24 protein-coding genes, 1 tRNA gene and 1 other RNA gene are annotated in these 26,860 nt (G+C 40.3%); 17 read left to right on the forward strand and 9 right to left on the reverse strand.

What is annotated here, in order from left to right; all coding sequences use genetic code 11:
* Positions 1–63: 63 nt before the first annotated feature.
* On the reverse strand, positions 64–1,590 hold the full coding sequence (gene ampG / locus PROVALCAL_RS01100; RefSeq protein WP_006657214.1) for a muropeptide MFS transporter AmpG: 1,527 nt from the start codon (positions 1,588–1,590) through the stop codon (positions 64–66).
* 182 nt (positions 1,591–1,772) lie between these two features.
* Positions 1,773–2,354 (reverse strand): YajG family lipoprotein, encoded by a 582-nt coding sequence (locus PROVALCAL_RS01105; protein WP_036961876.1) that lies wholly within the window; start codon positions 2,352–2,354, stop codon positions 1,773–1,775.
* 261 nt (positions 2,355–2,615) lie between these two features.
* Between PROVALCAL_RS01105 and bolA the strand changes: the two genes are divergently transcribed.
* The 9 genes from bolA (at position 2,616) to PROVALCAL_RS01150 (ending at position 13,526) form a co-directional block, all read left to right on the forward strand.
* Entirely contained in the window at positions 2,616–2,954 is a 339-nt protein-coding gene (gene bolA / locus PROVALCAL_RS01110; RefSeq protein WP_006657217.1) for a transcriptional regulator BolA, read from the forward strand.
* A 339-nt stretch (positions 2,955–3,293) separates the two neighbouring features.
* Positions 3,294–4,598, forward strand: a complete 1,305-nt coding sequence (gene tig / locus PROVALCAL_RS01115; protein WP_006657218.1) for a trigger factor — start codon at positions 3,294–3,296, stop codon at positions 4,596–4,598.
* A gap of 483 nt (positions 4,599–5,081) precedes the next feature.
* Positions 5,082–5,702, forward strand: coding sequence for an ATP-dependent Clp endopeptidase proteolytic subunit ClpP (gene clpP, locus PROVALCAL_RS01120; protein ID WP_006657219.1), 621 nt, complete (start codon positions 5,082–5,084; stop codon positions 5,700–5,702).
* Positions 5,703–5,819: 117 nt separating this feature from the next.
* The gene (clpX, locus tag PROVALCAL_RS01125) at positions 5,820–7,097 is read left to right on the forward strand and encodes an ATP-dependent protease ATP-binding subunit ClpX (RefSeq protein WP_006657220.1); all 1,278 of its coding nucleotides are present in this window, start codon (positions 5,820–5,822) and stop codon (positions 7,095–7,097) included.
* Positions 7,098–7,330: 233 nt separating this feature from the next.
* A complete protein-coding gene (gene lon / locus PROVALCAL_RS01130) occupies positions 7,331–9,760 on the forward strand; it encodes an endopeptidase La (RefSeq protein WP_006657221.1) in 2,430 nt (809 codons plus the stop codon).
* A 238-nt stretch (positions 9,761–9,998) separates the two neighbouring features.
* A complete protein-coding gene (hupB, locus tag PROVALCAL_RS01135; protein WP_006662768.1) occupies positions 9,999–10,274 on the forward strand; it encodes a nucleoid-associated protein HU-beta in 276 nt (91 codons plus the stop codon).
* A 173-nt stretch (positions 10,275–10,447) separates the two neighbouring features.
* Positions 10,448–12,316: a peptidylprolyl isomerase gene (gene ppiD / locus PROVALCAL_RS01140; RefSeq protein WP_006657223.1), complete on the forward strand. Its 1,869-nt coding sequence runs from the start codon at positions 10,448–10,450 to the stop codon at positions 12,314–12,316.
* Between the two features lie 163 nt (positions 12,317–12,479).
* A complete protein-coding gene (locus PROVALCAL_RS01145; RefSeq protein ID WP_036961879.1) occupies positions 12,480–12,851 on the forward strand; it encodes a ComEA family DNA-binding protein in 372 nt (123 codons plus the stop codon).
* A gap of 246 nt (positions 12,852–13,097) precedes the next feature.
* Positions 13,098–13,526, forward strand: coding sequence for an acyl-CoA thioesterase (locus PROVALCAL_RS01150; RefSeq protein WP_006657225.1), 429 nt, complete (start codon positions 13,098–13,100; stop codon positions 13,524–13,526).
* 34 nt (positions 13,527–13,560) lie between these two features.
* On the opposite strand, the gene queC is transcribed toward PROVALCAL_RS01150, so the two are convergent.
* Positions 13,561–14,262, reverse strand: a complete 702-nt coding sequence (queC, locus tag PROVALCAL_RS01155; protein ID WP_006657226.1) for a 7-cyano-7-deazaguanine synthase QueC — start codon at positions 14,260–14,262, stop codon at positions 13,561–13,563.
* Positions 14,263–14,492: 230 nt separating this feature from the next.
* Here queC and PROVALCAL_RS01160 point away from each other — a divergent pair, with 230 nt between their 5' ends.
* The 3 genes from PROVALCAL_RS01160 to PROVALCAL_RS01170 all read left to right on the forward strand — a co-directional run bounded on the left by PROVALCAL_RS01160 (position 14,493) and on the right by PROVALCAL_RS01170 (position 18,575).
* Positions 14,493–14,954 (forward strand): Lrp/AsnC family transcriptional regulator, encoded by a 462-nt coding sequence (locus PROVALCAL_RS01160; protein WP_006657227.1) that lies wholly within the window; start codon positions 14,493–14,495, stop codon positions 14,952–14,954.
* A 97-nt stretch (positions 14,955–15,051) separates the two neighbouring features.
* Positions 15,052–16,797: a SmdA family multidrug ABC transporter permease/ATP-binding protein gene (locus PROVALCAL_RS01165; protein ID WP_039861389.1), complete on the forward strand. Its 1,746-nt coding sequence runs from the start codon at positions 15,052–15,054 to the stop codon at positions 16,795–16,797.
* A complete protein-coding gene (locus tag PROVALCAL_RS01170) occupies positions 16,794–18,575 on the forward strand; it encodes a SmdB family multidrug efflux ABC transporter permease/ATP-binding protein (RefSeq protein ID WP_006657229.1) in 1,782 nt (593 codons plus the stop codon). The genes PROVALCAL_RS01165 and PROVALCAL_RS01170 overlap by 4 nt, the downstream gene beginning before the upstream one ends.
* 146 nt (positions 18,576–18,721) lie before the next feature.
* Here the strand turns inward: PROVALCAL_RS01170 and tesB are convergent, their stop codons facing one another.
* A complete protein-coding gene (gene tesB / locus PROVALCAL_RS01175; RefSeq protein WP_006657230.1) occupies positions 18,722–19,588 on the reverse strand; it encodes an acyl-CoA thioesterase II in 867 nt (288 codons plus the stop codon).
* 238 nt (positions 19,589–19,826) lie between these two features.
* Here tesB and PROVALCAL_RS01180 point away from each other — a divergent pair, with 238 nt between their 5' ends.
* Both PROVALCAL_RS01180 and ffs read left to right on the forward strand, forming a co-directional pair.
* The gene (locus tag PROVALCAL_RS01180) at positions 19,827–20,285 is read left to right on the forward strand and encodes a YbaY family lipoprotein (protein WP_006662761.1); all 459 of its coding nucleotides are present in this window, start codon (positions 19,827–19,829) and stop codon (positions 20,283–20,285) included.
* Positions 20,286–20,445: 160 nt separating this feature from the next.
* Positions 20,446–20,542: signal recognition particle sRNA small type (gene ffs / locus PROVALCAL_RS19035), an RNA gene on the forward strand.
* A gap of 357 nt (positions 20,543–20,899) precedes the next feature.
* Here the strand turns inward: ffs and PROVALCAL_RS01185 are convergent.
* The 4 genes from PROVALCAL_RS01185 to gloB form a co-directional block, all read right to left on the reverse strand.
* The gene (locus PROVALCAL_RS01185) at positions 20,900–21,103 is read right to left on the reverse strand and encodes an HHA domain-containing protein (RefSeq protein ID WP_004905417.1); all 204 of its coding nucleotides are present in this window, start codon (positions 21,101–21,103) and stop codon (positions 20,900–20,902) included.
* Positions 21,104–21,175: 72 nt separating this feature from the next.
* Positions 21,176–21,544: an Hha toxicity modulator TomB gene (tomB, locus tag PROVALCAL_RS01190; RefSeq protein WP_006662760.1), complete on the reverse strand. Its 369-nt coding sequence runs from the start codon at positions 21,542–21,544 to the stop codon at positions 21,176–21,178.
* 525 nt (positions 21,545–22,069) lie between these two features.
* Positions 22,070–23,449 (reverse strand): murein transglycosylase D, encoded by a 1,380-nt coding sequence (gene mltD, locus PROVALCAL_RS01195; protein WP_036961894.1) that lies wholly within the window; start codon positions 23,447–23,449, stop codon positions 22,070–22,072.
* A gap of 82 nt (positions 23,450–23,531) precedes the next feature.
* Positions 23,532–24,284 (reverse strand): hydroxyacylglutathione hydrolase, encoded by a 753-nt coding sequence (gloB, locus tag PROVALCAL_RS01200; RefSeq protein ID WP_006657234.1) that lies wholly within the window; start codon positions 24,282–24,284, stop codon positions 23,532–23,534.
* 36 nt (positions 24,285–24,320) lie between these two features.
* Between gloB and PROVALCAL_RS01205 the strand changes: the two genes are divergently transcribed.
* On the forward strand, positions 24,321–25,046 hold the full coding sequence (locus PROVALCAL_RS01205) for a class I SAM-dependent methyltransferase (protein WP_006657235.1): 726 nt from the start codon (positions 24,321–24,323) through the stop codon (positions 25,044–25,046).
* Positions 25,047–25,058: 12 nt separating this feature from the next.
* Here the strand turns inward: PROVALCAL_RS01205 and rnhA are convergent, their stop codons facing one another.
* A complete protein-coding gene (gene rnhA, locus PROVALCAL_RS01210; RefSeq protein WP_006657236.1) occupies positions 25,059–25,529 on the reverse strand; it encodes a ribonuclease HI in 471 nt (156 codons plus the stop codon).
* A gap of 54 nt (positions 25,530–25,583) precedes the next feature.
* Here rnhA and dnaQ point away from each other — a divergent pair, with 54 nt between their 5' ends.
* Positions 25,584–26,345, forward strand: a complete 762-nt coding sequence (gene dnaQ / locus PROVALCAL_RS01215; RefSeq protein ID WP_006657237.1) for a DNA polymerase III subunit epsilon — start codon at positions 25,584–25,586, stop codon at positions 26,343–26,345.
* A 122-nt stretch (positions 26,346–26,467) separates the two neighbouring features.
* A tRNA-Asp gene (locus PROVALCAL_RS01220) sits at positions 26,468–26,544 on the forward strand.
* Positions 26,545–26,860: the final 316 nt, after the last annotated feature.

Here is a 26,860-nt window from a genome sequence, read left to right on the forward strand (position 1 = left end):
CCAAATTAATTAGTTCAAATTGGGGAATATTGAATTAGATAGAATGAAAATTCTTCAAAAACATTATGATAGTTTATGTTTTGTTGCTTTTCGGACAGCCAAGTAGTCGAGTGTACCACCCACAATAAGGCTCATAGATCCAATAGCTATCCCAATGTTAAATATGAGGTTTTGATAGTAAGGAAGAGCTAGCCATAGTGATAGATGGGAAGTAAACAAGTAAACTTTCACGCTGGCAAATGATGTGATTAGCAAACTGATTAACCAGACAGCCAATATAGATGCGGCAATAATTAGGGCATAAACTGCTATTTTGTAGGCTTTAGGGAATAATTCTCTGCGCTGGAATTCCCCTGTTGTTTGGGTGTAAACCAGCGAAGTGCGGCAAGCGAGTAGTAATAAAACGCCAGGAACAGCCACACCAATGGAAATTAAATAGAATAGTGGCCAGCCATAGGTACTGACAAAAATACTAGCAACAGGACCAATATAAACACGGCCTACTGCGGATAAGGCTGAAAGCAGCGCAAATTGTGTTGCTGATAACGATTTATTACATAGGGTCATTAATAGGGCAACAAAGGCCGCAGTTCCCATACCTGAAAAAATATTTTCGAGGAAAATAATGGATCCCATACTAATAATATTGGGTGGTGTAACAGCAAGGAACCAGTAACCAATATTAGAGCCACCTTGAAGTACACCAAAGACAAGTAGAGCTTTAAATAAGCTCATGTTTTTCATTAAATAACCGCCAAATAGTGCCCCGATAATGGTAGCCGCCATTCCAACGGTTTTATTGACCGTTCCCACCTCACTTAAGCTAAAGCCAAGGGCATTCAACAAAAAGTTGGTATTCAATGCCATGACAAACGCATCACCCATCTTATAAAAGATTAAAAGCAATAAAATGAGCCAAGCGTTATTTCGACTGAAAAACTCGGCAAGTGGCTCATAAATAGCATCTTTTAGGGATGTCGGTGGCGCGGTATTTTCTTGAGGCTCTTTCGCAAAAAGTGTCGCGAAAATACCGATAAACATCAGTCCAGCCATGCACAAGTAAAGTTGTTGCCACGTGAGGAATTTGTCAGCAAGCCACAGTGCCAATCCGCCAGAAACCAACATACTTATGCGATAACCCATGACGGACGTTGCTGCGCCAATACCACGCTCTTCTGCACTTAGTAAGTCAGTTTTATATGCATCGAAAACAATGTCTTGGGAGGCGGAACAGAAAGCGACTGTGACCGCCAGCGCTGCTAACCACCAAAGATGTTCTGAAGGATTCATAAAGCTCATTCCAGCAATGCTGATAACAAGCAGAATCTGTGTTGTTAATAACCACCCACGACGGCGCCCCAAAAATGGTGGGGTATAGCGATCCATCATGGGAGACCATAGAAATTTTAAAACATAAGCTTGACCAACAAGGGAAAAGAAACCGATGGTTTTAATATCAATTTTTTCAACGGTTAACCAAGCTTGCAATGTTCCAGCGGTCAATGCCAGAGGCAATCCTGAAACGAATCCCAGTAAAATTAAGGTGATATTATTGGGTAGTGTAAAATTGGGCTGTGTAAAACGTGGCATTATTCCCTCATCGCCTGATGCTGGTGTATTACATTGCGCGAAGAGTTGCGCAGCAGAAAGATAGAAACAGCCCAAGCTATCTGTATTAAAAGTATAGCTTGGGATTGTTGGGGGCGGCGGATGCTTTGCCTAGCCTCGAAAAACCTGAATGATACTAGTATGAAATCATTCGGAATGCGCGATTAATATCGTGAATTTTGTCTGATAAAATCGGCGAGTTCTTGGTCTTTAGCCATATCGGAAATTAAATCACTTAACGCTAAGTTAATCGCAGCTTCAATTTTTTCGTTAGTTGCGCCTAACGTTCCTTGAGTATTGTAATTACGGCTATAAGTTCGGGTTTTTGTCGAACCATTCGGCGCAGTTGCATTGACGGCTACGCTGGAGTTAACTGTAATATTATGTCGTAAGCTTCCTTCGCTTACTTGAGTGTTCAGCTTGTTTAACTGGACAACTAAGTTGATATTCGCTGGGGAAGTCACCATAAACCCACGTGCTGCCATCTGTTTTTCAACCGCTTCTTGCATTAAATAACGAGGGTCGCGAGAAGGGTTCAGAACCACTAAACTTCCGTTGCGATTAATTTCAGCTAATGAACGGTTTGGACGGTTATCAACGCTACTTACACTAATTGAAGTGGCATTTAATGTCGGATTTTTTGCGGGTAAGGCAATTTTAGGTTCGAGGGATAGCGTATTCGACGGTGCTGTACAGCCCGCTAATAAAAATAACGCAAAAAGTGGAAAACACAGTCTTCTTAACATAATTCTTCCCAGTTCATCTTTCCTAATTGAAAATGTTCCGTTATGGTTCGGGGTGCAACAACTCAACACTATTAGACAACAGTTTGAGAAAAAATTCGCATAAATGTGCAGTTGAAGAATATTTTGCGTTCCCAGACCATGGTCCTAACAATGTCGATGCTATTATCCGCTATTTCCATAATAAGAAGATAGCCATTAACGGTATACTAGGGCGATTTTTTTCTGTGTGCTTTACTGCATTCAATTAATTTAGGAGTCTCTATGGGCGCCAATGTGTCACAAACGATGCAGTCTCGAGTGAGTGAAAAGCTAAAGACTGCATTTGAACCGGAACACATGGAGGTGATCAATGAAAGTCATCAACATAATGTTTTGCCGGGTTCAGAGAGCCATTTTAAAGTGGTTTTGGTCAGCGATAAATTTGAAAACAAACGTATGATTGGTCGTCATCGTGAAATTTATGCTATTTTGGCAGACGAGCTTGCAGGTGGCATCCATGCATTAGCATTACATACCTATACACCGAAAGAGTGGAATGAATTAGCAAATACTGCGCTAAAATCGCCAGCTTGTCGTGGTGTAGGTGGTGTGAATCGCTAATTCAATGCGTCGATGGTAACAAAGCAGCAAAAATATGTTTGTTTAAGTCACCGCAAGTGAACATTTTTTCCTCAGTTTGAGAGAGAAAATGAATTTTTAGTCAGAAAAGTCACAAATAAAGAGGAATGATCGCTTCTTTTATCGGCTTTTCTCGACTCAGAGCGCATGCATCGGTATAATGCTGCGTCTAATTTTCAGTAAGGTTTCGGGACGCTTCTGATATCAGGGATGACCGTTATGAAAGTAACGCCCCCGGTTCTGGAAGGGAGATTGCCGTTATGATTTAATGGCATAACTCTGGAGTAGACCGATCACTAAGATTTATTTTGAGGTAAGAAGATGCAAGTTTCTGTTGAAACGACTCAAGGCCTTGGGCGTCGTGTAACAATCACCGTTCCTGCCACTGATATTGAAAAAGCGCTGAATAGCGAGCTGGTAAACGTTGCTAAGAAAGTTCGTGTTGATGGTTTCCGTAAAGGGAAAGTACCAATGCACATCGTTAAACAACGCTACGGTGCGTCTGTAATGCAAGACGTTCTGGGTGATGTGATGCAACGTAACTTTATCAATGCAATCATTGAACAAAAAATCAATCCAGCTGGTGCTCCAAGCTACAAACCAGAAATGTTCGAAGACGGTAAAGACTTCGTTTATGCGGTTGAGTTTGAAGTGTACCCAGAAATCGAATTAAAAGGTTTTGAAACTATCGAAGTTGAAAAACCAGCTGTAACCGTGAAAGACGAAGACCTCGACAACATGCTGGAAACTCTGCGTAAGCAACAAGCACAGTGGAAAGAAGTTGAAGATGCAGCGACTGCTGATTCACGTATCACTATTAACTTCACTGGTTCTATCGACGGTGAAGAGTTTGAAGGTGGTAAAGCTGAAGACTTCGCACTGGTTATGGGCGAAGGTCGTATGATCCCAGGCTTCGAAGAAGGCGTTGTGGGTCATAAAGCGGGTGAAGAATTCGATATCGAAGTTAACTTCCCAGAAGATTACCATGCAGAAAACCTGAAAGGTAAAGCGGCTAAGTTTGCTATCGTTCTGAAGAAAGTAGAGCAACGTGAACTACCAGAATTTACTGAAGAATTCGTTAAGCGTTTCGGTATCGCTGACGGTTCAGTAGACGGTCTGCGTGCAGAAGTTCGTAAAAACATGGAACGTGAACTGAAAAATGCAGTTCGTAACCGTGTGAAAGCGCAAGTTCTAGATGGTCTGGTTAACGCTAACGAAATCGAAGTTCCAGCAGCAGTTGTTGATGGTGAAATCGATGTTCTGCGTCGTCAAGCTGCACAGCGTTTTGGTGGCAACGAAAAACAAGCGATGGAATTACCACGTGAACTGTTCGAAGAACAAGCTAAGCGTCGCGTAATTGTTGGTCTGTTGTTAGGCGAAGTTATTCGTACTAATGAGCTGAAAGCTGACGAAGATCGTGTTAAAGCGCTGATCGAAGACATGGCATCTGCTTACGAAGATCCATCAGAAGTTATTGAATACTACAGCAAAAATGAAGAGCTGATGAACAGTGTTCGTAACTTAGCGTTAGAAGAGCAAGCTGTAGAAACGATTCTGGCAGCGGCTAAAGTGACTGAAAAAGAAACTAACTTCACTGAGCTGATGAACCAAGTTCAAGCTGGTTAATTTTTCTTTTTAGCAGTACAAAACAAAAACCCGTAGTGTTTCACTGCGGGTTTTTTGTCAATTAGAGCCGTAATATTTAGACTTTGTGCAAATCATCTTGAAAATTACATTTAAACCCTAATTATAATAAGAGTCATCAAAATATTGTTCGCAGGATGATGAGCGGATTTTTGTGTGGAACACGTTTTTCAGCAGTATAAAACCGTGTAACTAGATAGACTTGTGTTAAACTCTTTAACAGAGCATCTTGCTTATCACAGTGTTTCTAACTGTGTTCTGGCTTAATTCTTCTGTCACTTTTTAACCTATTATTTAAAAAGTGGCTAAAATAATGAAGTGAGCGAAGATCATAAGCATACAGATACAACTAATTTAGAAAACGTGTTTTTTAGAAATATTGTTTGTAGCACAATTCCTGCCCAAAATGGCGGACAGACAGCAAATTAGGCGCAAGCACCAGAAAGTTTTTAATAGGAGATTTCGATGTCACATTTTGGCGGTCAGGAGCAGTTAGCATCCCAAATGGCACTTGTGCCAATGGTTATCGAGCAAACCTCTCGAGGTGAACGCTCATATGATATTTATTCACGTCTCTTAAAAGAACGTATTATCTTCCTAACGGGTCAAGTGGAAGATCATATGGCGAACTTAATTGTCGCTCAAATGCTATTTCTTGAAGCAGAAAACCCAGAAAAAGATATTCAACTGTATATTAACTCACCAGGTGGTGTGATCACCGCTGGGATGTCAATTTACGATACCATGCAATTTATTAAGCCGGATGTTAGCACTATCTGTATGGGACAAGCGTGTTCAATGGGCGCGTTTTTATTAACCGCAGGTACAAAAGGTAAACGTTTCTGCTTACCAAACTCCCGCGTTATGATCCACCAACCATTAGGTGGCTATCAAGGTCAAGCGACGGACATTGAAATCCACGCCCAAGAAATCTTGAAAGTGAAGTCACGCATGAATGAATTGATGGCTCAGCATACTGGGAAATCCATCGAAGAAATTAGTCGCGATACAGAACGCGACCGTTTCTTATCCGCAAATGAAGCAAAAGAATATGGTTTAGTTGACCATATTTATACTAGCCGTTAATTTGCGAGCATTTTGATATAATTCGTTTATATCTTAAAATTTTTGAAAATTTGTTGCCTTGTTTTGCTGCGAAAGCTAGATAAAACAAGGCATTATAAATATAAGTGAGGTCTACTGATGACAGATAAACGCAAAGAGGGGGCAGGTAAATTACTGTACTGTTCTTTCTGCGGAAAAAGTCAGCATGAAGTGCGTAAGCTGATTGCCGGTCCGTCAGTCTATATTTGTGATGAGTGTGTGGATTTGTGCCTCGACATCATCCGTGAAGAAATCAAAGAACTGGCTCCGCATCGTGAGCGTAGTGAATTGCCGACTCCCCATGAAATCAGACAGCATCTTGACGACTACGTTATTGGTCAAGAAAAAGCTAAAAAAGTCTTAGCGGTTGCGGTTTATAACCACTATAAACGCCTTCGTAATGGCGATAAAACTAGTGATGGCGTGGAATTAGGCAAAAGTAATATTCTGCTAATCGGTCCTACTGGTAGCGGTAAAACGTTATTAGCAGAAACCTTAGCGCGTTATCTGGATGTGCCATTCACAATGGCAGATGCGACGACATTGACTGAAGCAGGTTATGTGGGTGAAGACGTTGAAAACATCATTCAGAAGCTGTTGCAAAAATGTGACTATGACGTCGAAAAAGCTCAGCGTGGTATCGTGTATATCGATGAAATTGATAAAATTTCGCGCAAGTCTGATAACCCATCTATTACGCGCGATGTATCCGGTGAAGGGGTGCAGCAAGCATTACTGAAACTGATCGAAGGTACTGTTGCGGCTGTTCCACCCCAAGGTGGTCGTAAGCATCCTCAACAAGAATTTTTACAGGTAGATACCTCGAAAATTCTGTTTATCTGTGGTGGTGCATTCGCAGGTCTGGATAAAGTGATTGGTCAGCGTCTGAATACTCGTTCGGGTATCGGTTTCGCAGCACAAGTTAAAGGCGAATCAGAGAAGGCTACTGAGGGGGAATTACTAACTCAAGCTGAACCTGAAGATTTGATCAAGTTTGGTTTGATCCCTGAATTCATTGGGCGTCTTCCAGTCGTTGCTACACTGACTGAGTTGAGTGAAGAAGCACTTATTCAGATTCTGAAAGAGCCTAAGAATGCGTTAACTAAGCAATACCAAGCGCTGTTTAATTTAGAAGGTACTGAATTAGAGTTCCGTGAAGAAGCATTAACAGCGATTGCGAAAAAAGCAATGGCGCGTAAAACGGGAGCTCGAGGCTTACGTTCAATTGTTGAAGCTGCCTTGCTAAATACCATGTATGACCTACCTTCAATGAGTGATGTTGAAAAAGTGGTTGTAGATGAAAACGTGATTAATGAACAGTCTGAACCGCTGCTGATATACAGCAAGCCGGATGCTCAAGCTTCTGGTGATAATTAACTTCTCACCTGTGTTCAATAAATAATCAAATAAAATGAGGGGGAACCCTCATTTTGTTTTTTATGCTTAACTAACCATTGAATGCTAAAATCTTGTCCCCATATAGTTTATATTCTTAGTTGTGGTTTCCTTATTTTGAAATAGCGCTGTTTATATAACAGTGTTTTGCAAGAATTTTTTCTGTTATAAGCAGAAACCCTTAACTGGCGTGTGCTAAACGAAGAGAGAGCTTTATGAATCCAGAGCGTTCCGAACGCATTGAAATACCAGTATTGCCTCTGCGTGATGTAGTGGTGTACCCACATATGGTGATCCCACTGTTTGTTGGACGTGAAAAATCCATTCACAGTCTGGAAGCAGCAATGGATCATGATAAGCAAGTGATGCTGGTTGCGCAAAAAGAAGCCTCAACCGATGAACCTGGGGTGAATGACTTATTTACTGTTGGGACAATTGCGTCTGTGATTCAGATGCTGAAGTTACCTGATGGTACCGTTAAGGTGTTAGTCGAAGGATTACGTCGCGCACGTATTACTAGCCTGACTGACAATGGTGAATATTTCTTAGCTCAAGCTGAGTATTTACCAAATGACAGTGCGAAAGCGGCTATTTACGATGATGCATCTAAAGAGCCTAGCGCTGCTGAATTGGTCGACGAAAAAGAGCAAGAAGTTTTATATCGCACTATCGTTAGCCAATTTGAAAGTTACATCAAACTGAACAAAAAAATTCCACCGGAAGTTTTGACTTCACTGCATACGATTGAGCAAGATCAGTTAGATAAACTGGCTGACACAATTGCTTCACATATGCCGTTAAAACTGGCAGATAAGCAACGCGTTTTAGAAATGGCAAATATTGCTGAGCGTGTTGAGTTCCTGATGGCAATGATGGAGTCAGAAACTGAGTTACTGCAAGTTGAAAAACGCATTCGCAACCGCGTGAAAAAGCAGATGGAAAAAAGCCAACGCGAGTACTATTTGAATGAGCAAATGAAAGCGATTCAAAAAGAACTTGGCGAAATGGATGATGCTCCAGATGAAAACGAATCGCTGAAACGTAAAATCGAAGAAGCGAAAATGCCAAAAGAGGCTCAAGAAAAAGCGGAAGCAGAATTGCAGAAGCTGAAAATGATGTCTCCAATGTCAGCGGAAGCGACAGTTGTTCGTAGCTACATTGATTGGATGGTTCAGGTTCCATGGCATAAACGCAGTAAAGTTAAAAAAGACTTAGTGAAAGCACAAGAAGTGCTCGATACTGACCATTATGGTTTAGAACGAGTCAAAGACCGTATCCTTGAATATCTCGCGGTTCAAAGCCGTGTTAGCAAAATCAAAGGACCGATTCTGTGCTTAGTTGGACCTCCAGGTGTAGGTAAAACCTCACTGGGCCAATCTATCGCAAAAGCGACAGGACGTGAATACACTCGTATGGCGCTTGGTGGGGTACGTGATGAAGCGGAAATCCGCGGTCACCGCCGTACTTACATTGGTTCAATGCCGGGCAAACTTATCCAAAAAATGGCGAAAGTTGGGGTTAAAAACCCACTCTTTTTATTGGATGAGATCGACAAAATGTCATCAGACATGCGTGGTGATCCTGCGTCTGCACTATTAGAGGTGTTAGACCCAGAGCAAAACGTAGCATTCAACGACCATTATCTGGAAGTTGACTATGATCTGTCTGACGTGATGTTTGTCGCGACATCGAATTCGATGAATATTCCTGCTCCATTATTAGACCGTATGGAAGTAATCCGTCTTTCTGGTTATACCGAAGACGAAAAACTGAATATTGCTAAAAGACATTTGTTATCCAAACAAATCGAGCGTAATGCCTTGAAAAAAGGTGAGTTATCTATCGACGATGGTGCACTCATGAGCATCATTCGTTATTACACTCGTGAAGCTGGCGTGCGTGGTTTAGAGCGTGAAATCTCTAAATTATGTCGTAAAGCTGTTAAAGCATTGCTGATGGATAAAAAACTGAAGCATATTGAGATAACAGCAGATAACCTGAAAGATTACTTGGGTGTTCGTCGTTTTGACTATGGTCATGCTGATACTGAAAACCGTGTAGGGCAAGTTACTGGATTAGCCTGGACAGAAGTGGGTGGTGATTTATTAACCATCGAAACTGCCTGTGTACCAGGTAAAGGTAAGCTAACATATACGGGTTCTTTGGGTGAAGTGATGCAAGAGTCAATCCAAACCGCACTGACGGTTGTTCGTGCTCGCGCGGAAAAACTAGGCATTAACAGTGACTTCTACGAAAAACGTGATATTCACGTTCATGTTCCGGAAGGCGCAACACCAAAAGATGGTCCAAGTGCGGGTATCGCGATGTCAACGGCACTGGTTTCTTGCTTAACGGGTAACCCTGTGAAAGCGGATGTGGCAATGACAGGTGAAATTACGTTACGAGGCTTAGTATTACCAATTGGTGGGCTAAAAGAAAAATTACTGGCAGCTCATCGTGGTGGTATTAAAACCGTGCTTATCCCAGATGATAACAAACGTGATTTAGAAGAAATCCCTCAGAATGTGATTGCTGATTTGCAAATTCATCCTGTTAAGACAATTGAGGAAGTACTCTCATTAGCATTGGTCAATCCTCCTTTTGGGGCTGAAGTGGTCCAAAAGAAAGCTAAAAGAGTGAGCTGAATCAAGAAGTTTGTATAAAATTAAGGCTGACAGCTAATTTAGGGCTTGTCAGCCTTTTTTTTCGTCGTTAATTTAGCGAAGATTCTGATAATGGTTAGCGTACTATCTGTTTTCTTGCCATTAATATTCAGGATTGATATAACGGCTGCATCATTAATTAACTATACTTAGTAATGTTAACTATACTGTAGTTGGTTAATTAACCGATAAAGTCAAAACTAATATGGGGATGATAATAGTGAATAAGTCTCAACTGATTGAAAAAATCGCTGCAGAAGCGAATATTTCTAAAGCCGCAGCAGGTCGCGTAGTCGACGCTTTCGTTGCTTCTGTAACGACGTCTCTGAGCAAGGGTGATGATGTTACTTTAGTTGGTTTTGGTACTTTTAACGTACGTCAACGCGCAGCACGTACTGGTCGTAACCCGCAGACAGGTAAAGAAATTAAAATCGCTGCGGCAAAAGTACCTGCATTCCGTGCAGGTAAAGGTCTTAAAGACGCTGTTAACGGTTAATTGAGTTTAGTTTCGTCTTTCACGCATTTTTGCGAAAACTCAAACTGACGTAATGTCTTTAATCAGCTAATATATAAGCGCGCCATGGAAATGGTGCGCTTTTTTTTCTATCTGAGTTAAAATTAGCGTAATATTAAGAAATTCAACAAAGCAAAGCGGAGTTAAGCCTTTTTATGATGGAAGATCTACGCACGAAGGCGAACAGTCCTTTTATTAAAGTGTTGTTAGCTATTATTATCTTGTCATTCGTGCTGACAGGTGTTGCTGGCTATGTGATTGGTGGCTCAAGTAATAATGCTGCTGAAGTCAATGGACAGCCAATAAGCAAGGAACAATTACAGCAAGCTTTCCAGCAAGAACGCCAGTCGTTACAAGAATACTTAGGAGATAAATTCTCTGAAGTTGCGAGTAATGACAACTACATGAAAGAGCTGCGTACCCAAGCTTTGAATAACTTAATCAATAATCAATTGATTAATCAATATGCTAATGAATTACAACTTTCTGCCAGCGATCAACAAATTGAGCAGGCTATTTTTGCTATGCAAATTTTCCAAACTAATGGAAAGTTTGATAGCGAAAAATATCGCGAAATTTTAAGTCGTTACAATATCAATGCAGACAATTTTGCCGCTCAAATTCGTCAAGATTTAGTGCGTGCACAATTAGGTAAATCGTTCACCGGAACAGAATTTGCGCTACCTTCGGAAGTTAAAGCTTACGCTGAATTATTTATGCAAGAGCGTGAGGTACGCACTGCAACGCTGTCATTGGCTGCATTGCAAGCAAAACAAACAGTGACTGAGGATGAGCTGAAAGCTTATTACGCGGCAAACCAAAACAGTTTTATCTCGCCTGAACAAGTTCAAGTGAGTTACGTAGAAATGGACGCGGCATCAATGCCTAAAGCGTCAGTCACTGACGAAGAAGTGAAATCTTACTACGAACAAAATCTGAAAAACTTCACGAAAGCAGAACAAAAGCTTTATAGCATGATCCAAGTTGCATCAGAAAAAGATGCGCAAGCTTTAGAAGCTGAACTGAAAGGTGGTGCTGATTTCGCAACACTTGCGACAGAAAAATCGACTGATAAATTCAGTGCGGGCAATAAAGGCGTGATTGGCTGGATGGAAGCGACCTCCACGCCAAGTGAAATTATTAGCGCTAATTTAACTGAAAAAGGTCAAGTTTCTGCGCCAATCAAAGTTCAAGATAACTATGTTTTATTCCGTTTAGATGATGTGAAGCCGGAAGCTGTTAAGCCTTTTGATGAAGTAAAATCCAGCATCGAAACTAGCTTGGTTCAAGATAAAAGCGTTAAACAATTCTATGATTTACAACAAAAAGTCAGTGAAGCAGCAACGAATGACAATGAATCATTAGCCTCCGTTGAAAGCATTTCCGGTCTCAAAGTGGTCACTACAGGTTGGTTTGATCGTCAAAACCCGCCAGCAGAACTGAATTTCCCTAAGGTGGTTAATGAAGTATTCAGCGAACGCTTAGTGGATAAAAACGGTTCAACAGGCATTAACTCAGATGTTATTAACGTGGAAGGTGACCGTGCGTTTGTCTTACGTGTTGCTCAATATAAAGCGGAATCAATTGAGCCATTCGAGACGGTAAACGCGGATATTGAAGCGTTGGTTAAGCGCCAAAAAGCATCTGCACAGTTAAAAGCAGATGGTGAAAAATTACTGGCAGCGTTACAAGCAGGTAAAGGTGACGAAGCACTGAAAGCCGCTGATACCCAGTTTGGTGCTGTTCAAACGGTTTCATTCCTTGCTCCAGCTACTGATATAACTGGTGTTGCAATGAAAATGACACCACCGTCAGAAGGCAAGCCAACGTATGCAATCGCTTATGATCAAAAAGATAACCTGTTGATTGTCCAACTAGATAAAGTCACTTTAGGTCAACCAACTGCGGATGAACTTAATCAGTTAGCTAACGAATATCGTGGTGCAATGAGCTCTGCTGTGAATGAAGCATTAATGCTGAACTTACGTACAAATGCAAAAATTGAAGTACAAAGCTTAGAATAAGCTTTCAGCATAGGATAGTTGCGAAGTGCTTCGCAATTAAAAATGCAATATATGTAATAGAAGGCCACCCATAGGGTGGCCTTTCGCATTGTATAGTTCTAAGAAAAGTTTTTGAAAAAATTCTCTGGCATTGTGGAGTTTCAACACACATAGGAGAACAATGATGGAATGGAATAAATATATTAAACAAGGATTAGGGACAGTGTTAATGGTTGCGATATTGTGCCCTTTATCCGTCTCTGCGGCGGTAAAGAAAGCGGAAACAGAAAAACCGGTGACTTCGATTATGCAGTCTCAAAATAGTGATGAAATAAAAAGTACAAATCACTTAACTTCCCCTGATCAGGTCAATATTAATCAAGCGAGTGCAGAAGAGTTAGCGAGAAAACTCAGCGGTATAGGTAAGCAGAAAGCGCAAGCTATTGTCGAATATCGAGAGAAGTTTGGGGCTTTTAATGCCATAGAAAATATTCTTGAGGTACAAGGAATAGGTCCGGCATTTTTAGAAAAAAATCGAGAAAAACTCGTGCTTTAGCAAAATATTAGCTCACTTCATTGTGAGCTAACTTTATGTAGATAAAAAGAATGTTTTAAGTGCTCAGTTATTGAAATTAAATTCTAAATATAAGTTAAAAATTATTAGTCGGTATGTTTTGTTCTAATCAATTTGATTTAAAAAGTAAATATGAGAGCTAAGTCTGATAAGTGAGATTTATTCAGCAGAGTTTCTAAATATTTGTTATTTTTATGTTACCAAATAAATGAACTAGTCGGAGTAGTTATGGCGATACAGATTAAAGTACTCGGTTACCACATTGATGTGTTCCAACATGTAAATAATGCTCGATATTTAGAATTTTACGAAGCGGATAGATGGGATTGGATGGGAAAGGCAAATCTCATTGAGTGGGCTATCCAGCACAAAATTATTATGGCTGCTGTAAATATCAATGTGAACTACTTCCAAGCTGTTGGTTTGGGGGATGAACTGACCGTGACGTCAAAAATCGATAAAATTGGTGTTAAAAGTGCCGTTTGTTACCAGCAAATTATTCGTCACCGTAATGGTGAAGACGAAGTGGTTTCCGATGCCTATGTCACTTTTGTGTTCATTGATGGAAAAAGCAATAAAGCGATGGTGATTGAAGATGAATTACACGAAAAGATTGAGTCTTTGAAAAATAAAATAGATGCATGTATTGAAGTATAGCCAACCGAGGGGCAGTCTTGGTTGGCCAGCTGAATTACTTAATGCTATTGAGGTGTTTGAGTAGGGAGTCCATAACGGTTTGCTTATTATTGAGATAATAATTCAAACCCTTGCTACGTAAATGACATGCTGCGCATTCAGCACAACCGTCACCTTGGATACCATTGTAGCAAGTCAGTGTTTGTGTACGGATAGTTTCAAGATGCCCATAGTAATCAGCAAGAGCCCAAGTTTGAGCTTTGTCTAACCACATAAGCGGTGTTTCGAAACGGATATCTTTTGCTAACCCTAAATTGACAGCATGATTCAGTGCTTTGACAAACTCGTCACGGCAATCAGGGTAGCCCGAGAAATCAGTTTCACACACGCCAGTGATCACTGCTTCTGCGTTGACCTGATAAGCATAAATGGCGGAAAGCGTCAGAAATAGAATATTTCGACCAGGCACAAAGGTACTTGGAAGCCCACTTGCTTCACTTTCTTCATAATCAGGGACAGGGATATTGTCACGGGTTAGGCTGCTTATCGCAAGTTCGTTGAGTAATGAGACATCGAGAACTTTATGCGCTTTTGCACCTAATTGGAGGCTCAATTTTTGTGCGACCTCAATTTCTAAGCGGTGACGTTGCCCATAATCAAAGGTCACACAGTGAACCTCATCATAATCTTTGAGTGCTTGAATTAGGCAGGTCGTTGAATCTTGCCCTCCACTGAAGACGACAACGGCGCGTTTCATAAGTCTCTCCTGAGCTTGCAATAATGAGGAAATTAATTGAGCCCTATGTTAGCGGTCTAGAAGAGTAATGAACAGCTTGTTTTTGTACTATACCCTTATGGTATAAGTAATTTATGCTATTTTTCGGCTATTTATGCAAAGTTATTCTACAATACTTGCAATTCATAACAGCTTTATTATTTCATCATGATAGAATTTTGCTGATACAGGAATCCGCCTAGGGGCTAAATATGCTGGATAAAATAGATAAAAAACTACTTGGCTTATTACAAAATGACAGCAGCCTATCATTAAATTCATTAGCGGAAGCCGTTAACTTAACTTCCACGCCATGTTGGAAGCGATTAAAACGACTAGAAGATGAAGGCTATATTCGAGGTCGTGTCACACTCCTTGATGGAGAAAAACTAGGATTAGGATTGACCGTCATTGTCATGATTAAAACCCAGCAGCACAATAGTGAATGGTACGCGCAGTTTGTTTCCTTTGTCGAAAAGCTTCCTGAGGTTTTAGTATTTTATCGTATGGCGGGAGAATATGATTACCTGATGCAGGTTGAAGTCCATGATATGAAATCCTATGATCTATTCTATAAGAAGTTGGTTAATGGTGTTCACGGCTTAATTGATGTAACCTCCAGTTTTGCAATGGAAAAAATCAAATATACGACAGTACTGCCCATTCCCGACTAATTTAGCTTACTTAAATTGGTACAATATAGGCTAAAACACAAAGTCATTAATAATAAAGAAAGTAGGCAGTTACTAACATCATTCAAGGCAGTAATACGTGCGATTATTTTCACAGTTATGTTGGTATTTTATAAGCGAATGGCGTCGTTATCTCGGCGCTATTTGTTTTCTTGTGGTCATTGCCATTCTACAGATAATTCCTCCGCGTTTCGTTGGTGTGATTGTGGACGGCATAAGTAAAGGCTCGATGACTAATCAACAACTTGTTAATTACGTCTTATCGATGTTAGCTATTGCCTTAACGGTTTATGGGTTACGTTATGTTTGGCGGTTATGGTTGTTTGGTGCTTCCTATAAGTTAGCCGTTCAGTTGAGGCAACAAATCTATCGACAACTCAGTTTACAAAACCAACCATTTTATTTGAAATATCGTACAGGCGATCTTATCGCTCGGACTACGAATGATGTCGATCGCGTGGTATTTGCAGCGGGGGAAGGGGTACTGACCCTTGTAGACTCTTTAGTGATGGGATGTGCTGTCCTTATCATGATGAGTATTGAAATTAGTTGGCAATTAACACTGCTTGCCCTGATCCCTATGCCTATTATGGCATTGGTTATTAAGCGCTATGGCGACCAACTTCACCACCGCTTTAAACACGCTCAGGGCGCTTTCTCTTCTTTAAATAACCATGCTCAAGAAAGCTTAACCAGCATTCGAATGATTAAAGCATTTGGTCTGGAAGATCATCAATCTAACCAGTTTGAACAAGTTGCCACTGAAGCAGGGCGACGCAATATGCATGTCGCAAAGATTGATGCTCGCTTTGACCCGACCATTTTTATGGCAATTGGTATGGCAAACCTATTAGCCATAGCTGGTGGGAGCTGGATGGTATTGGATGATACCTTGACTCTCGGGGAGCTCACCAGTTTCGTGATGTACTTAGGTTTGATGATTTGGCCAATGTTAGCGCTTGCATGGATGTTTAATATCGTTGAGCGTGGTAGTGCAGCTTATAGCCGAATTTTAAGTTTACTCAATGAGCCATTAGTGATTAAAGATGGTAACCAAAGTTTGCTCGCTGAAAAAGGCGAGTTAAGTGTGAATATCCGAACGTTTTCTTATCCTGAAACTCAGCGGTATGCTCTGAAAGACATTCAATTTACGTTGAAGCCTGGTGGATTTCTTGGTTTATGTGGACCAACGGGTTCCGGTAAATCGACACTAATTACTGTACTACAACGTCATTTTGATGTGAGTGATGGCGAAATTAGTTATCAGCATAAGCCACTTACTGATATTCAGCTCGATGAATGGCGGGCTAGGCTATCTATCGTCAATCAATCCGCTTTCCTGTTTTCGGATACAGTGGCAAATAATATCGCTCTTGGGCAGCCAGATGCCACTATGGCACAAATAGAAGATGCTGCTCGTATTGCTTGTGTTCATGAAGATATTCTACGGCTACCTGAAGGGTATCAAACCCAAGTGGGAGAACGTGGAGTCATGCTTTCCGGTGGGCAAAAACAGCGCATTTCCATTGCGAGAGCCATTTTGAAAAATGCCGAGATATTGGTCTTGGATGATGCGTTATCTGCGGTAGATGGGCAAACGGAACACGTTATTTTGCAAAATTTGAGTGACTGGAGACAGGGGCGAACTTTGATTATTAGTGCCCATCGTTTATCTGCTTTGGTCGATGCTGATAATATCCTCGTGTTATGTCATGGTGGGATTGTTGCTAAGGGAACTCACAAAGAGTTAGTTAAGGAATCAGGTTGGTACAGTGATATGTATCATTATCAGCAAATTGAAGCTGCTTTGGATGGTGACCTATGAACCAGAAAAAGCCGCTATGGCCGGCACTAAAACGCTTATTATCTTATGGTAAAGCTTACCGTCGGACGATGGTGATCGCGATAACGATGCTGTGGCTGGCAGCCGCAGCAGAAGTGAGTGGTCCCTTACTTATTAGTTACTTTATTGACAACATGGTGGCAAAAAAACAGATTATCATGCCGCTTACGTTATATATGGTGATAGGATTTATTGCATTGCAAATTATCGCCGCACTCCTCCATTACTATCAAAAAATACTGTTTAACCAAGCATCTGTTGGTGTGGTACAAAACTTACGAACGGATGTGATGAATGCGGCTTTACGCCAGCCTTTGAGTGCTTTTGATAAGCAACCCGTAGGGCAGATTATTTCCCGAGTGACTAACGACACTGAAGTCATCAAAGACCTGTTTGTTATGGTCGTACCAACCGTATTTCGTAGCTTAGCATTGATTTGCGCTATGTTAGTGGCGATGTTCTCTTTAGAGTGGAAAATGGCGTCCATTGCGGTATTAATATTTCCAGCGGTACTGGTTGTTATGCTGGTTTATCAACGCCTAAGTACACCAATTGTACGCCGAGTTAGGGCATATTTAGCGGATATTAATAACGGCTTTAATGAAGTTATTAACGGTATGACAGTCATTCAACAATTTCTACAACAAGCGAGATTTGGTCAAAAAATGTTGTCTGCGAGTGAAGATCATTACCATTCAAGAATGAAAGCATTGAAATTGGATGGGTTACTCCTCAGACCGTTACTAAGCCTGTTTTCCGCTTGTGTACTGTGTGGATTGTTGTTGCTATTTGGGCTTGACGGAACCAGCACCGTTGGGGTTGGGGTCCTGTATGTTTTCATTAACTATTTGGGACGATTAAACGAACCACTCATTGAATTAACTTCTCAACAATCGATGCTGCAACAAGCGGTTGTCTCCGGTGAACGTGTTTTTGAATTAATGGATAGTCCACAGCAAGGGTATGGCGAAAATATTGCGCCATTGCAAGGTGGGGCGATTGAAATTAAGCATCTTTCGTTTGCTTATCGTGCAGATAAAAAAGTCCTTGATGATATTAACTTGTCTGTACCTGAACACCATTTTGTTGCATTGGTTGGACATACGGGTAGTGGGAAAAGCACTATCGCAAACTTAATTATGGGTTATTACCCGTGGCAAGAAGGGGAAATATTACTGGATGGGAGAGACCTAAACTCACTGTCTCATCAAGTATTACGCAATGGTATTGCCATGGTACAGCAAGATCCCGTTGTATTGGCGGCTTCATTTTTTGATAATGTGGCATTAGGGCGTGAGGTTTCCCAAGAAAAAGTGTGGGAAGTGCTTGAAACCGTACAATTAGCTCAACATGTTCGTGACTTACCGGATGGATTAGACTCTTTATTAGGTGAACAAGGGAATACTTTATCTGTGGGGCAACGCCAATTATTGGCGATGGCTCGAGTACTGGTGATAACACCGAAAATTTTGATTTTGGATGAAGCCACCGCGAATATTGATTCGGGGACCGAACAGGCAATTCAGAAGGCACTACGCGTTATTCGTCAAAATACTACATTGGTTGTGATTGCTCATCGCTTATCTACCATTGTAGATGCAGACCATGTTGTCGTATTACATCGAGGGATGATTGTAGAACAAGGAACTCATACTCAGCTCCTCCAACAGGGAGGGCGCTATTATCAAATGTATCAATTACAGCAGGTTGGCGAATCATTGAATTCCCGTGATGAAGCAGCGGAAGCATTATTAGTTTAGTTAGTGCTTACTGACAGATATTGCTCCAATAGCGTGGTGTATTCTACGAGATATCAAATAAAAGAGCCTCGTAGTAGAGGCTCTTAATATCTTGAGAAGTAATGGCTTACTTTCATTTCATGAGCAGAGATAAGAGATAGTGGGTATTAGCGAGGTTTTCTCTTACGAATAACACCTTCTTGTACGGTTGTTGCCACTAAATCTCCTTGCTGGTTATAAATTTGCCCCTTAACAAAACCACGCCCACCGGAAGCGGAAGGGCTTTCAATGGCATATAGTAACCACTCATCAATGCGATAAGGTCTATGGAACCACATGGAATGGTCAATGGTTGCAACTTGCAAGTCCCGCTCCATGAAACCTCGCCCGTGCGGTTGTAATGCGGCCGGTAGGAAATTGTAGTCTGATGCATAGCCTAGTAAGTAGTCATGTAGCTCAGGGCTATTGGGGAGCTCACCTTTGGCTTTAAACCAAATATAGCGAAAGGGTTCTTGAGGTGCACTATCAAACGGGCTATAGAACTCAATAGGACGAAATTCAAAAGGATTAGGTCGTAACGCATATTTTCTAACTGCATCGGGCAGTTGATCCGCGAAACGTTGAATGATTTCATCCTGCGAAATTAATTGTTCTGGCGCAGGAACATCAGGCATTAGATTCTGATGGTTAAAACCGTCTTCTTGTTCTTGAAAAGAAGCCGTCATAAAGAAGATAGGTTTACCATTTTGGATAGCACTAATGCGGCGTGTACTAAAGCTTCCACCATCACGCAAGATTTCTACATCGTAGACAATTGGTTTTTGGCTGTCCCCAGGCCGTAGAAAATAGCTGTGAAAGGAAGTGATAATCCGCTCTTCTGGCGTGGTTTGTTTTGCAGCATAGATTGCTTGTCCAACAACTTGCCCGCCAAAAACTTGCGGCAAACCAAGATCTTCGCTTTGTCCCCGAAAAATACCTTCTTCAATTTTTTCGAGTTTAATTAGGCTGATTAAATTCTGTAATTCTGGGCTCATGGTCACCTTGAAGAGGATTAAAAAATATCAGATGCGGCTATTTTCCCATTAATCTGCATAAATAGGTAGGCTGTTTATGTACTGATTAATTGACAATCGTTTTTGGTTACAATTTGAAATATAATTTCATTATTTAATTTGTATTAGATATAATTTTCTAAGTTTAGATAAACTCTGATATATCAATAATAATCATATGAAAATGTCTAAATAAATCAAAAAACTATAGGTAATTATTATGACATTACATCGCTACATGATTAGTTTGTTGATGCTTATTTTCTTGGCAGGTTGTGAAGGTAACAATGCGAGCCCACCAGAAAAAAGGGTGAAAGGAAAAAGTAGTCATGAGAACCAGAAGGTCGATATTGGCACTATTAGTGGGAATATTATCATTGGTAAAAGTATGGGGTTATCTGAAAACGTAGACCTCACCGTCACGATGTCGGACAATTCATTTGTTGAGTTACCAGCGCTTATATTATCTCAAAAGCATTACACAAGTTTGGATAACCAAGTGACGATTCCTTATGAACTGACTTACCACAAGGATGAAATAAGAAGCCAAGCCAAAATTACGGTGAGTGCCACGCTATATGTTGATGGTAAATTAATTTATATTACAGACTCACCTACTGAAGTGATCAACAATGGTATCTATAAGAATATAGATCTGTTATTGGTTCCTGCCAACTGATGTTGCTCCTTGCTAATATGTACTCGTTATCGCTATCTATTATTCAGTGGTGATTCGGATTTTTGTGTAATAAAACAGCACTTGGTAGCGGCTTTCTTGCTATTTAGCTATCTATCAAGCATAATGCCCCTGCTTTGAAAAAAGCAATCAATGGGGGCTCTGTTGGTTCTCCCGCAACGCTAACTTGTTAACTCGGTCAGGTCCGGAAGGAAGCAGCCATAGCAGGGGTCGTGTGTGCCGGGATGTCGCTGGCAGGGCTCCCACCCAAAAAACTCCCAAAACTTTGATACCTTTCTTATATTCACGCCTATATTTTTACATTAATCAAATGTTGTTCGTTTGTAGATATTTTTGACTATTATCTGCTTAGCTTTATATATTATAAATAATAGGATATTGATTATTATTCTTAATACTAATTTGCTATGGTCAACGATGAACTTTATCTCGCATGCAATGTTAAACTAATTGGGATTAAGAAAGGGTAAAAATATAAGGATATAAGAATTGAGCCAGTATTCATCGAACACTAACTTGGGAAATAAGGATTTTCATTGAGCCGATAAAAAGTTACCGGCTATAACCATTCACTATCTATGCGTGTAAATAAGTATTTATCTAACAAACTTCCAAACAGATGCTGGAATTTTATCGTAAAGTTTATTCATCGTGAGCTCTGCAAGACGATGATCAGCGGCAGAGTAAAATAACTCTAACTCATCATCGGATAACTCATACTTATTTTTTTCAATAACGCGCTCAAGTGTTTCAATAGTGGTGCATTTTCTTAAACGCATCAGATAATCGGATTTGGTCATAACGCCCTTTCTTTATGTGTCTATAACCTAAAATATACTATGCAATAGTGGGATTAAAGGTAAATGGTAATACTAAGTCTTACTTGTCAGACATTTTAGATCATCATCGAGCACGGCGACAAGATTTTGATTCATACTTTCCCAGTCAATGATTTCGCTGAAGGTAACTACTGGGCTGCCAAATAAATTATATGTTTCGTCAAGATACTCTTCAACAAGAGAAATAACGAGATTTTCTTTTGGATATTTGATTTTAAATCGCCAGACAAAAGCTGCAATATGCTCAACAAGCTCGTTAAGACTGATGCTTTGTGCAGAACTAAGATCATTTATCCAATGAGTATTTGTTTTTTGTAAACTTGATATAGCGTCTCTATTCAAACTGTTACAAAGATATTTTAATTCGGCTATATCATGTTTCTTGGGTGAGTATTCATCCATAATCACCTCCATGGGCGAATCTGACTTTTACTTTGTGTATTTTTGTATCAAAAATAATGCCATATTAACTGAATATAAGCACCCGTTTTCAATATAAACAAACATAGCTAATATATTGATAAATATCAGATTATCACTAGTTGAGAGAGTTTTTAGATTATCACTAATATAAAAGTAATATTCAAATATAAACTGGTTGCTCAGATTGCTTTCGCCACATGGATAATAATAGCACTTTTATTACATAAGTCACCACCCAATAATGATTTTTTTAGGGGATCATTGGCTGGTGGAGTAGGAAAAATTGGGCTATTTATTTTTTATCATACTCTAATGAAGAATGTAAATGATATTGTGCGGTTTATGCAGTGAAGTGTATTTAAATGATATGTTACAACTCAAGTTGTGATCGAGATTGATATCGAGATTAAACCTAATTAAATAGTTTATTTCTAATCATTGAATTTTATTTAATATAAAATCCCCTAGGGTTTAACCTTTGTGGGGATTTTTGAAATATTTAATTTAAAGATATAAATTTAGTGTAACACCTGGTTTTAAATCCGCCATTTTAACACCAGAGTTCCAATTCATCAGGTCGTTAAGTTTAATCCCATGACGTTTAGCAATGCTGTAATAAGTGTCACCTTTTCTGACTTTATAGGTTCCACCTTTACGGCTATTACTAGTAGGGGAAGTGCCTGAAATTTTTAAGGTTTGTCCTGGAACAATATTCGCCTTTGCTGTTTTTAACCCATTAAGTTGTTGGATATTCTTCGCTGTCGTATTGAATTTTCTAGCAATACTGGCGATAGATTCACCCTTGCGGACTTTATAGCTAAAGGTTTTGTTCTGTTTTGAATTTCTCTTGGCTGTTTGGACGTTATTGAGCGCCGCTTGTGCATAACGATTTTGTGCAACCGCATTACGAATATCATTCAAGACATCTTGATCAGTTAACGAAACTTTTAATTGTTCAGCTTTCGCAGTTGGTAACATTATATAATGCGGACCATTAGGAGATGTCACTCCTCGGGTATAACCCGAATTGTAGGTTTTAATGGATTCTTCCGTTAAGCCTGTCAATTCAGCCGCTTGAGTTAGTGTAATTTGTTGCCCTACATCAACTTGGGTCAGCCCTCTATTTTTATTACTTTTTGGTAATCTGACTTGATAACGTTCTGGTTGTCTCAAAACTTTGCTAAGCGCAAGGATCTTTGGAACATATTGTTTGGTTTCTTTAGGTAGTTGAAGAGACCAAAAATCTGTTGGTAAGCCAGCGGCTTCATTCTTTTTAATGGCGTTTTGTACGCAACCCTCACCACAGTTATAAGCAGCAAGCGTGAGTTCCCAATCGTGACCGAACATAATGTTTAGGTTTTCAAGGAGATCTAAAGCCGCTTTTGTTGATGTGATAACATCGCGTCGCTCATCAACCCATTGGGTCTGTTTTAGCCCATAAGAACGTGCAGTAATGGGGACAATTTGCCAAAGACCCGCAGCTTGTGCAGGGGAGGTTGCTTTAGGGTTATAGGCACTTTCAATAACTGGAATTAAGGCTAATTCCATCGGCAAGTTGCGATCATTGATTTCATCTACAATTAAGTACATGTAAGGTTCGGCTCTTACTGCAACGTCATAGATAAAACTTTGTTTATTTGAGTAATTGTTGGCCATTTCCCTAATTGTTGCATTCTCAGGGATATCCATCTTCAGCTCACCACTAATATAACCCCAGAGGTCATGATCGACTTTAGAAGCTTGTCTACTTGCTGCCTGATTATGGGATGCAACAGTGTCAATTGAGTGATTGGCTGAAGATTTTGGTTGCTTAACGGTGACCTTGGAAGTGCCTTGACAGCCCGCAAGCAAAACAATGGCGATGAGGGTCGCGATTATCTTCATTAGCTCTGTTTTTCTTTGTTTTTGATGTTTAAAAGTTGACCAGATAATACTGGCTTTAACTGCTATTGACAACGATTATACATCAATATTCATCTTTTAATTGACGTAATAAAGTGAAAACAGCGCGTAATGATGGATTTGTCACATTAATGTTCAGTTTTTGTTGTAATTTCGGGTTGTCGCACTGTAAAAAAATGTTGATGTTTCTCTCTGTTTTCAAAGTACTAGGAACACTTGCTTGCTGGTTGCTGCGCAGTGTTCTTACTTTTTCGGAATAATTCGTAATTATCTCATTTTCAGGCCAAATATGATGTGCGAATTGCAAATTAGACAGAGTATATTCGTGAGCGCAACAGATAAGCGTCTCATCTGGAAGTGCAGCAATTTTTTGAATGGATTGGTACATTTGTTCTGGGGTACCTTCAAAAATTCGCCCACAACCAGCGGAAAATAGAGTATCCCCACAAAATAGATAAGGAGCTTGGTAGAAACCAACATGCCCAAGAGTATGTCCTGGTAATCCAATGACTTGAAATTTGAAATCATCAATGACGACTAAATCCCCCTCGTTTACTTGCTCTGTGGCACCTTTAACGCGTGTTTCTTGGGGACCGAATACGGGGAGTTTTGGATATTGTGCAATAATTCCTTTAACACCCTGAGTATGGTCGTTATGATGGTGTGTGAGTAAAATTGCAACAGGGGTCAAATGATTAGCCGTTAATATTGCGAGAACAGCCTCTGACTCAGCTGGGTCAACGATGATACACTGTTGGTTGTTTGTCAGCAGCCAAATGTAATTATCATTTAACGCTGGAATTCGAATTAACTCCATAATCACCTCGATCCAATTTTTTAAAAGGGGAATGTTATGAAACCCGCGCGTATTGAAGAAAAGATTCAAATGCCCGCCAGTTGGTCTGATATTCCTTTTGGTGAACACTATCGCCAAGCATTGGAAGCACAGTTAGCGCCTTGGTGGCAAAAAATGTTTGGTTATCACTTGCTTAAATTAGGGCATTTGAGTACAGAAATCCACACTAAAGAGTGTATGATCCCTCATCAATTCACCGTAGGTGAAGATCCTCATTTATTTGATGTGGCAGCAAATCCTGAAGCATTACCGTTTGCAGACAAAGTCATCGATGCTTGCTTAATGCCTCATTTGTTGGCATATAGTCACGATCCTCATTGGATCTTGCGGGAAGTTGACCGTGTTTTGATTGATGATGGTTGGCTAATTCTTTCAGGATTTAACCCATTTAGCTTAGCTGGAATGGCTAAATTGGTGCCAATTTTACGTAAGCAGCAACCTTATTGCAGTCGTTTCTTCCCTTCTCTCAGAGTATTTGATTGGCTAGGGTTACTCAATTATGAGGTGCTATATCACCGAAATTGCCAAGCTCTCCCTTGGCTTTCATCAGAAAAACGCGTGAACAAGCGCTGTGGAGGGCTGGGCGTTATGAGTGTCATTGTTGCCAGAAAGCGTACTTACCCTTTAACACCAACGCCCCTGAAATTTAAGCAACCAAAAGTTAAAATTTCAACAGCGTTAGGTGCAACGAAAGAGATCAGTAAATCGAAGCAGTTTCGTTAAATTTTAATGTAATCAATCTTCAGTTGGCTGGTAACCTGTATCTTCTTTGGTTGGAGCATTTGCGGCGGCTCGGGCTAATTCATCACATTTCTCATTTTCTGCATGACCGGCATGACCTTTTACCCAGCGCCAATCAATAGTATGGCGAGTAATCGCTTGATCGAGACGTTTCCATAGGTCTACGTTAACCACCGGCGATTTGTCTGCTTTTTTCCATTGGCGACGTTTCCAATTATGGATCCATTGGGTGATCCCTTGGCGCACATATTGGCTATCGGTCGTGAGGATTACATCGCAAGGTCGAGTAAGCGACTCTAACGCAATAATTGCGGCCAGTAACTCCATTCGATTATTCGTGGTGAGGAAAAAACCGTCACTGAGTGTTTTCTCATGTTGCTGATAGCGAAGCACAATACCGTATCCGCCGGGGCCTGGGTTACCTAAACAAGACCCATCAGTGAAAATTTCTACCTGCTTTGTCATTTCTGTTACACTCTTTCTTATTCATCAACTTCTAGTTTGACACAAAAAAACATTATGAGCACGGCGATAACCCGACAAATTGTCCTCGATACTGAAACGACAGGTATGAATAAACTTGGTGTTCATTATGAAGGGCACAATATCATTGAAATTGGTGCGGTAGAGGTGATTAATCGCCGACTAACTGGGCGTAATTTCCATGTGTACATTAAACCTGATCGCCTTGTTGATCCGGAAGCTTTTGAAGTTCACGGTATTAGTGATGAATTCTTGCAAGACAAACCCGTGTTTGCCGATATTGCGGATGAATTTATTGAATTTATTCGCGGTGCAGAACTTGTTATTCATAATGCTCCCTTTGATATCGGTTTTATGGATTATGAGTTTCGTAAACTCAATAGAGGGATCCCGCCTACAGCAGAATTTTGCACGATTACGGATAGCTTAGTGCTAGCTCGCAAAATTTTTCCGGGTAAGCGAAATAATTTAGATGCGCTGTGTGATAGATATCTAATTGATAACTCTAAGCGAACATTGCATGGAGCATTACTCGATGCTGAGATTCTTTCTGACGTTTACTTAGCGATGACGGGGGGACAGACTTCCCTTGCATTTTCAATGGAGTCTGAATCCAGCAATACAGAACAAGCTAATGCAATTCAACGTATTGAACGACCAGTGAGTGGATTAAAGGTTCTTTATGCCTCTGATGAAGAAGTGGCAGAGCATGAAGCTCGCTTAGATATAGTCGACAAAAAAGGGGGTAAACCTTGTTTATGGCGGCAAACTAAGCAAGATGAGGATGTTCTACATTAAGAGTGGTGATTTAGTGATCTCGCAAGGCTAAAAACTGCTCAACTGTACGATTTTTCAAGAAAAAGTATTGACTGTCATAGCAAGTATTCGTAATATGCTTGGCGTTCCCAGTAGGGAACTTCGGAGCGGTAGTTCAGTTGGTTAGAATACCTGCCTGTCACGCAGGGGGTCGCGGGTTCGAGTCCCGTCCGTTCCGCCACATTATTAAGCCCTGAGTCTTATGACTCGGGGCTTTTTTTTGCGTGAAAAATCATTGATCGCTTAACTTTTTTTGTTTTGAAGCATGCATGGCATGCTTACATCATCAAATCCCTTTCAATAGGTTCAAGGTGACTTTGCGCCTATTTATTTCACTTTAGTGATAAGACGTTGTGCCCGTGTAGGATAATAATTAATCTTATAGTAGGTCATGGTTATTTTCGATTATTGAAATAGGATTATGTGATTATTTTAAATAATATTTATTCTCCTAATCTAGGAATAATTCTTAGGTTCAATTAGAAACAATAAGGGAA

The organism is Providencia alcalifaciens DSM 30120 (assembly GCF_000173415.1).
Taxonomy (GTDB): Bacteria; Pseudomonadota; Gammaproteobacteria; order Enterobacterales; family Enterobacteriaceae; genus Providencia; species Providencia alcalifaciens.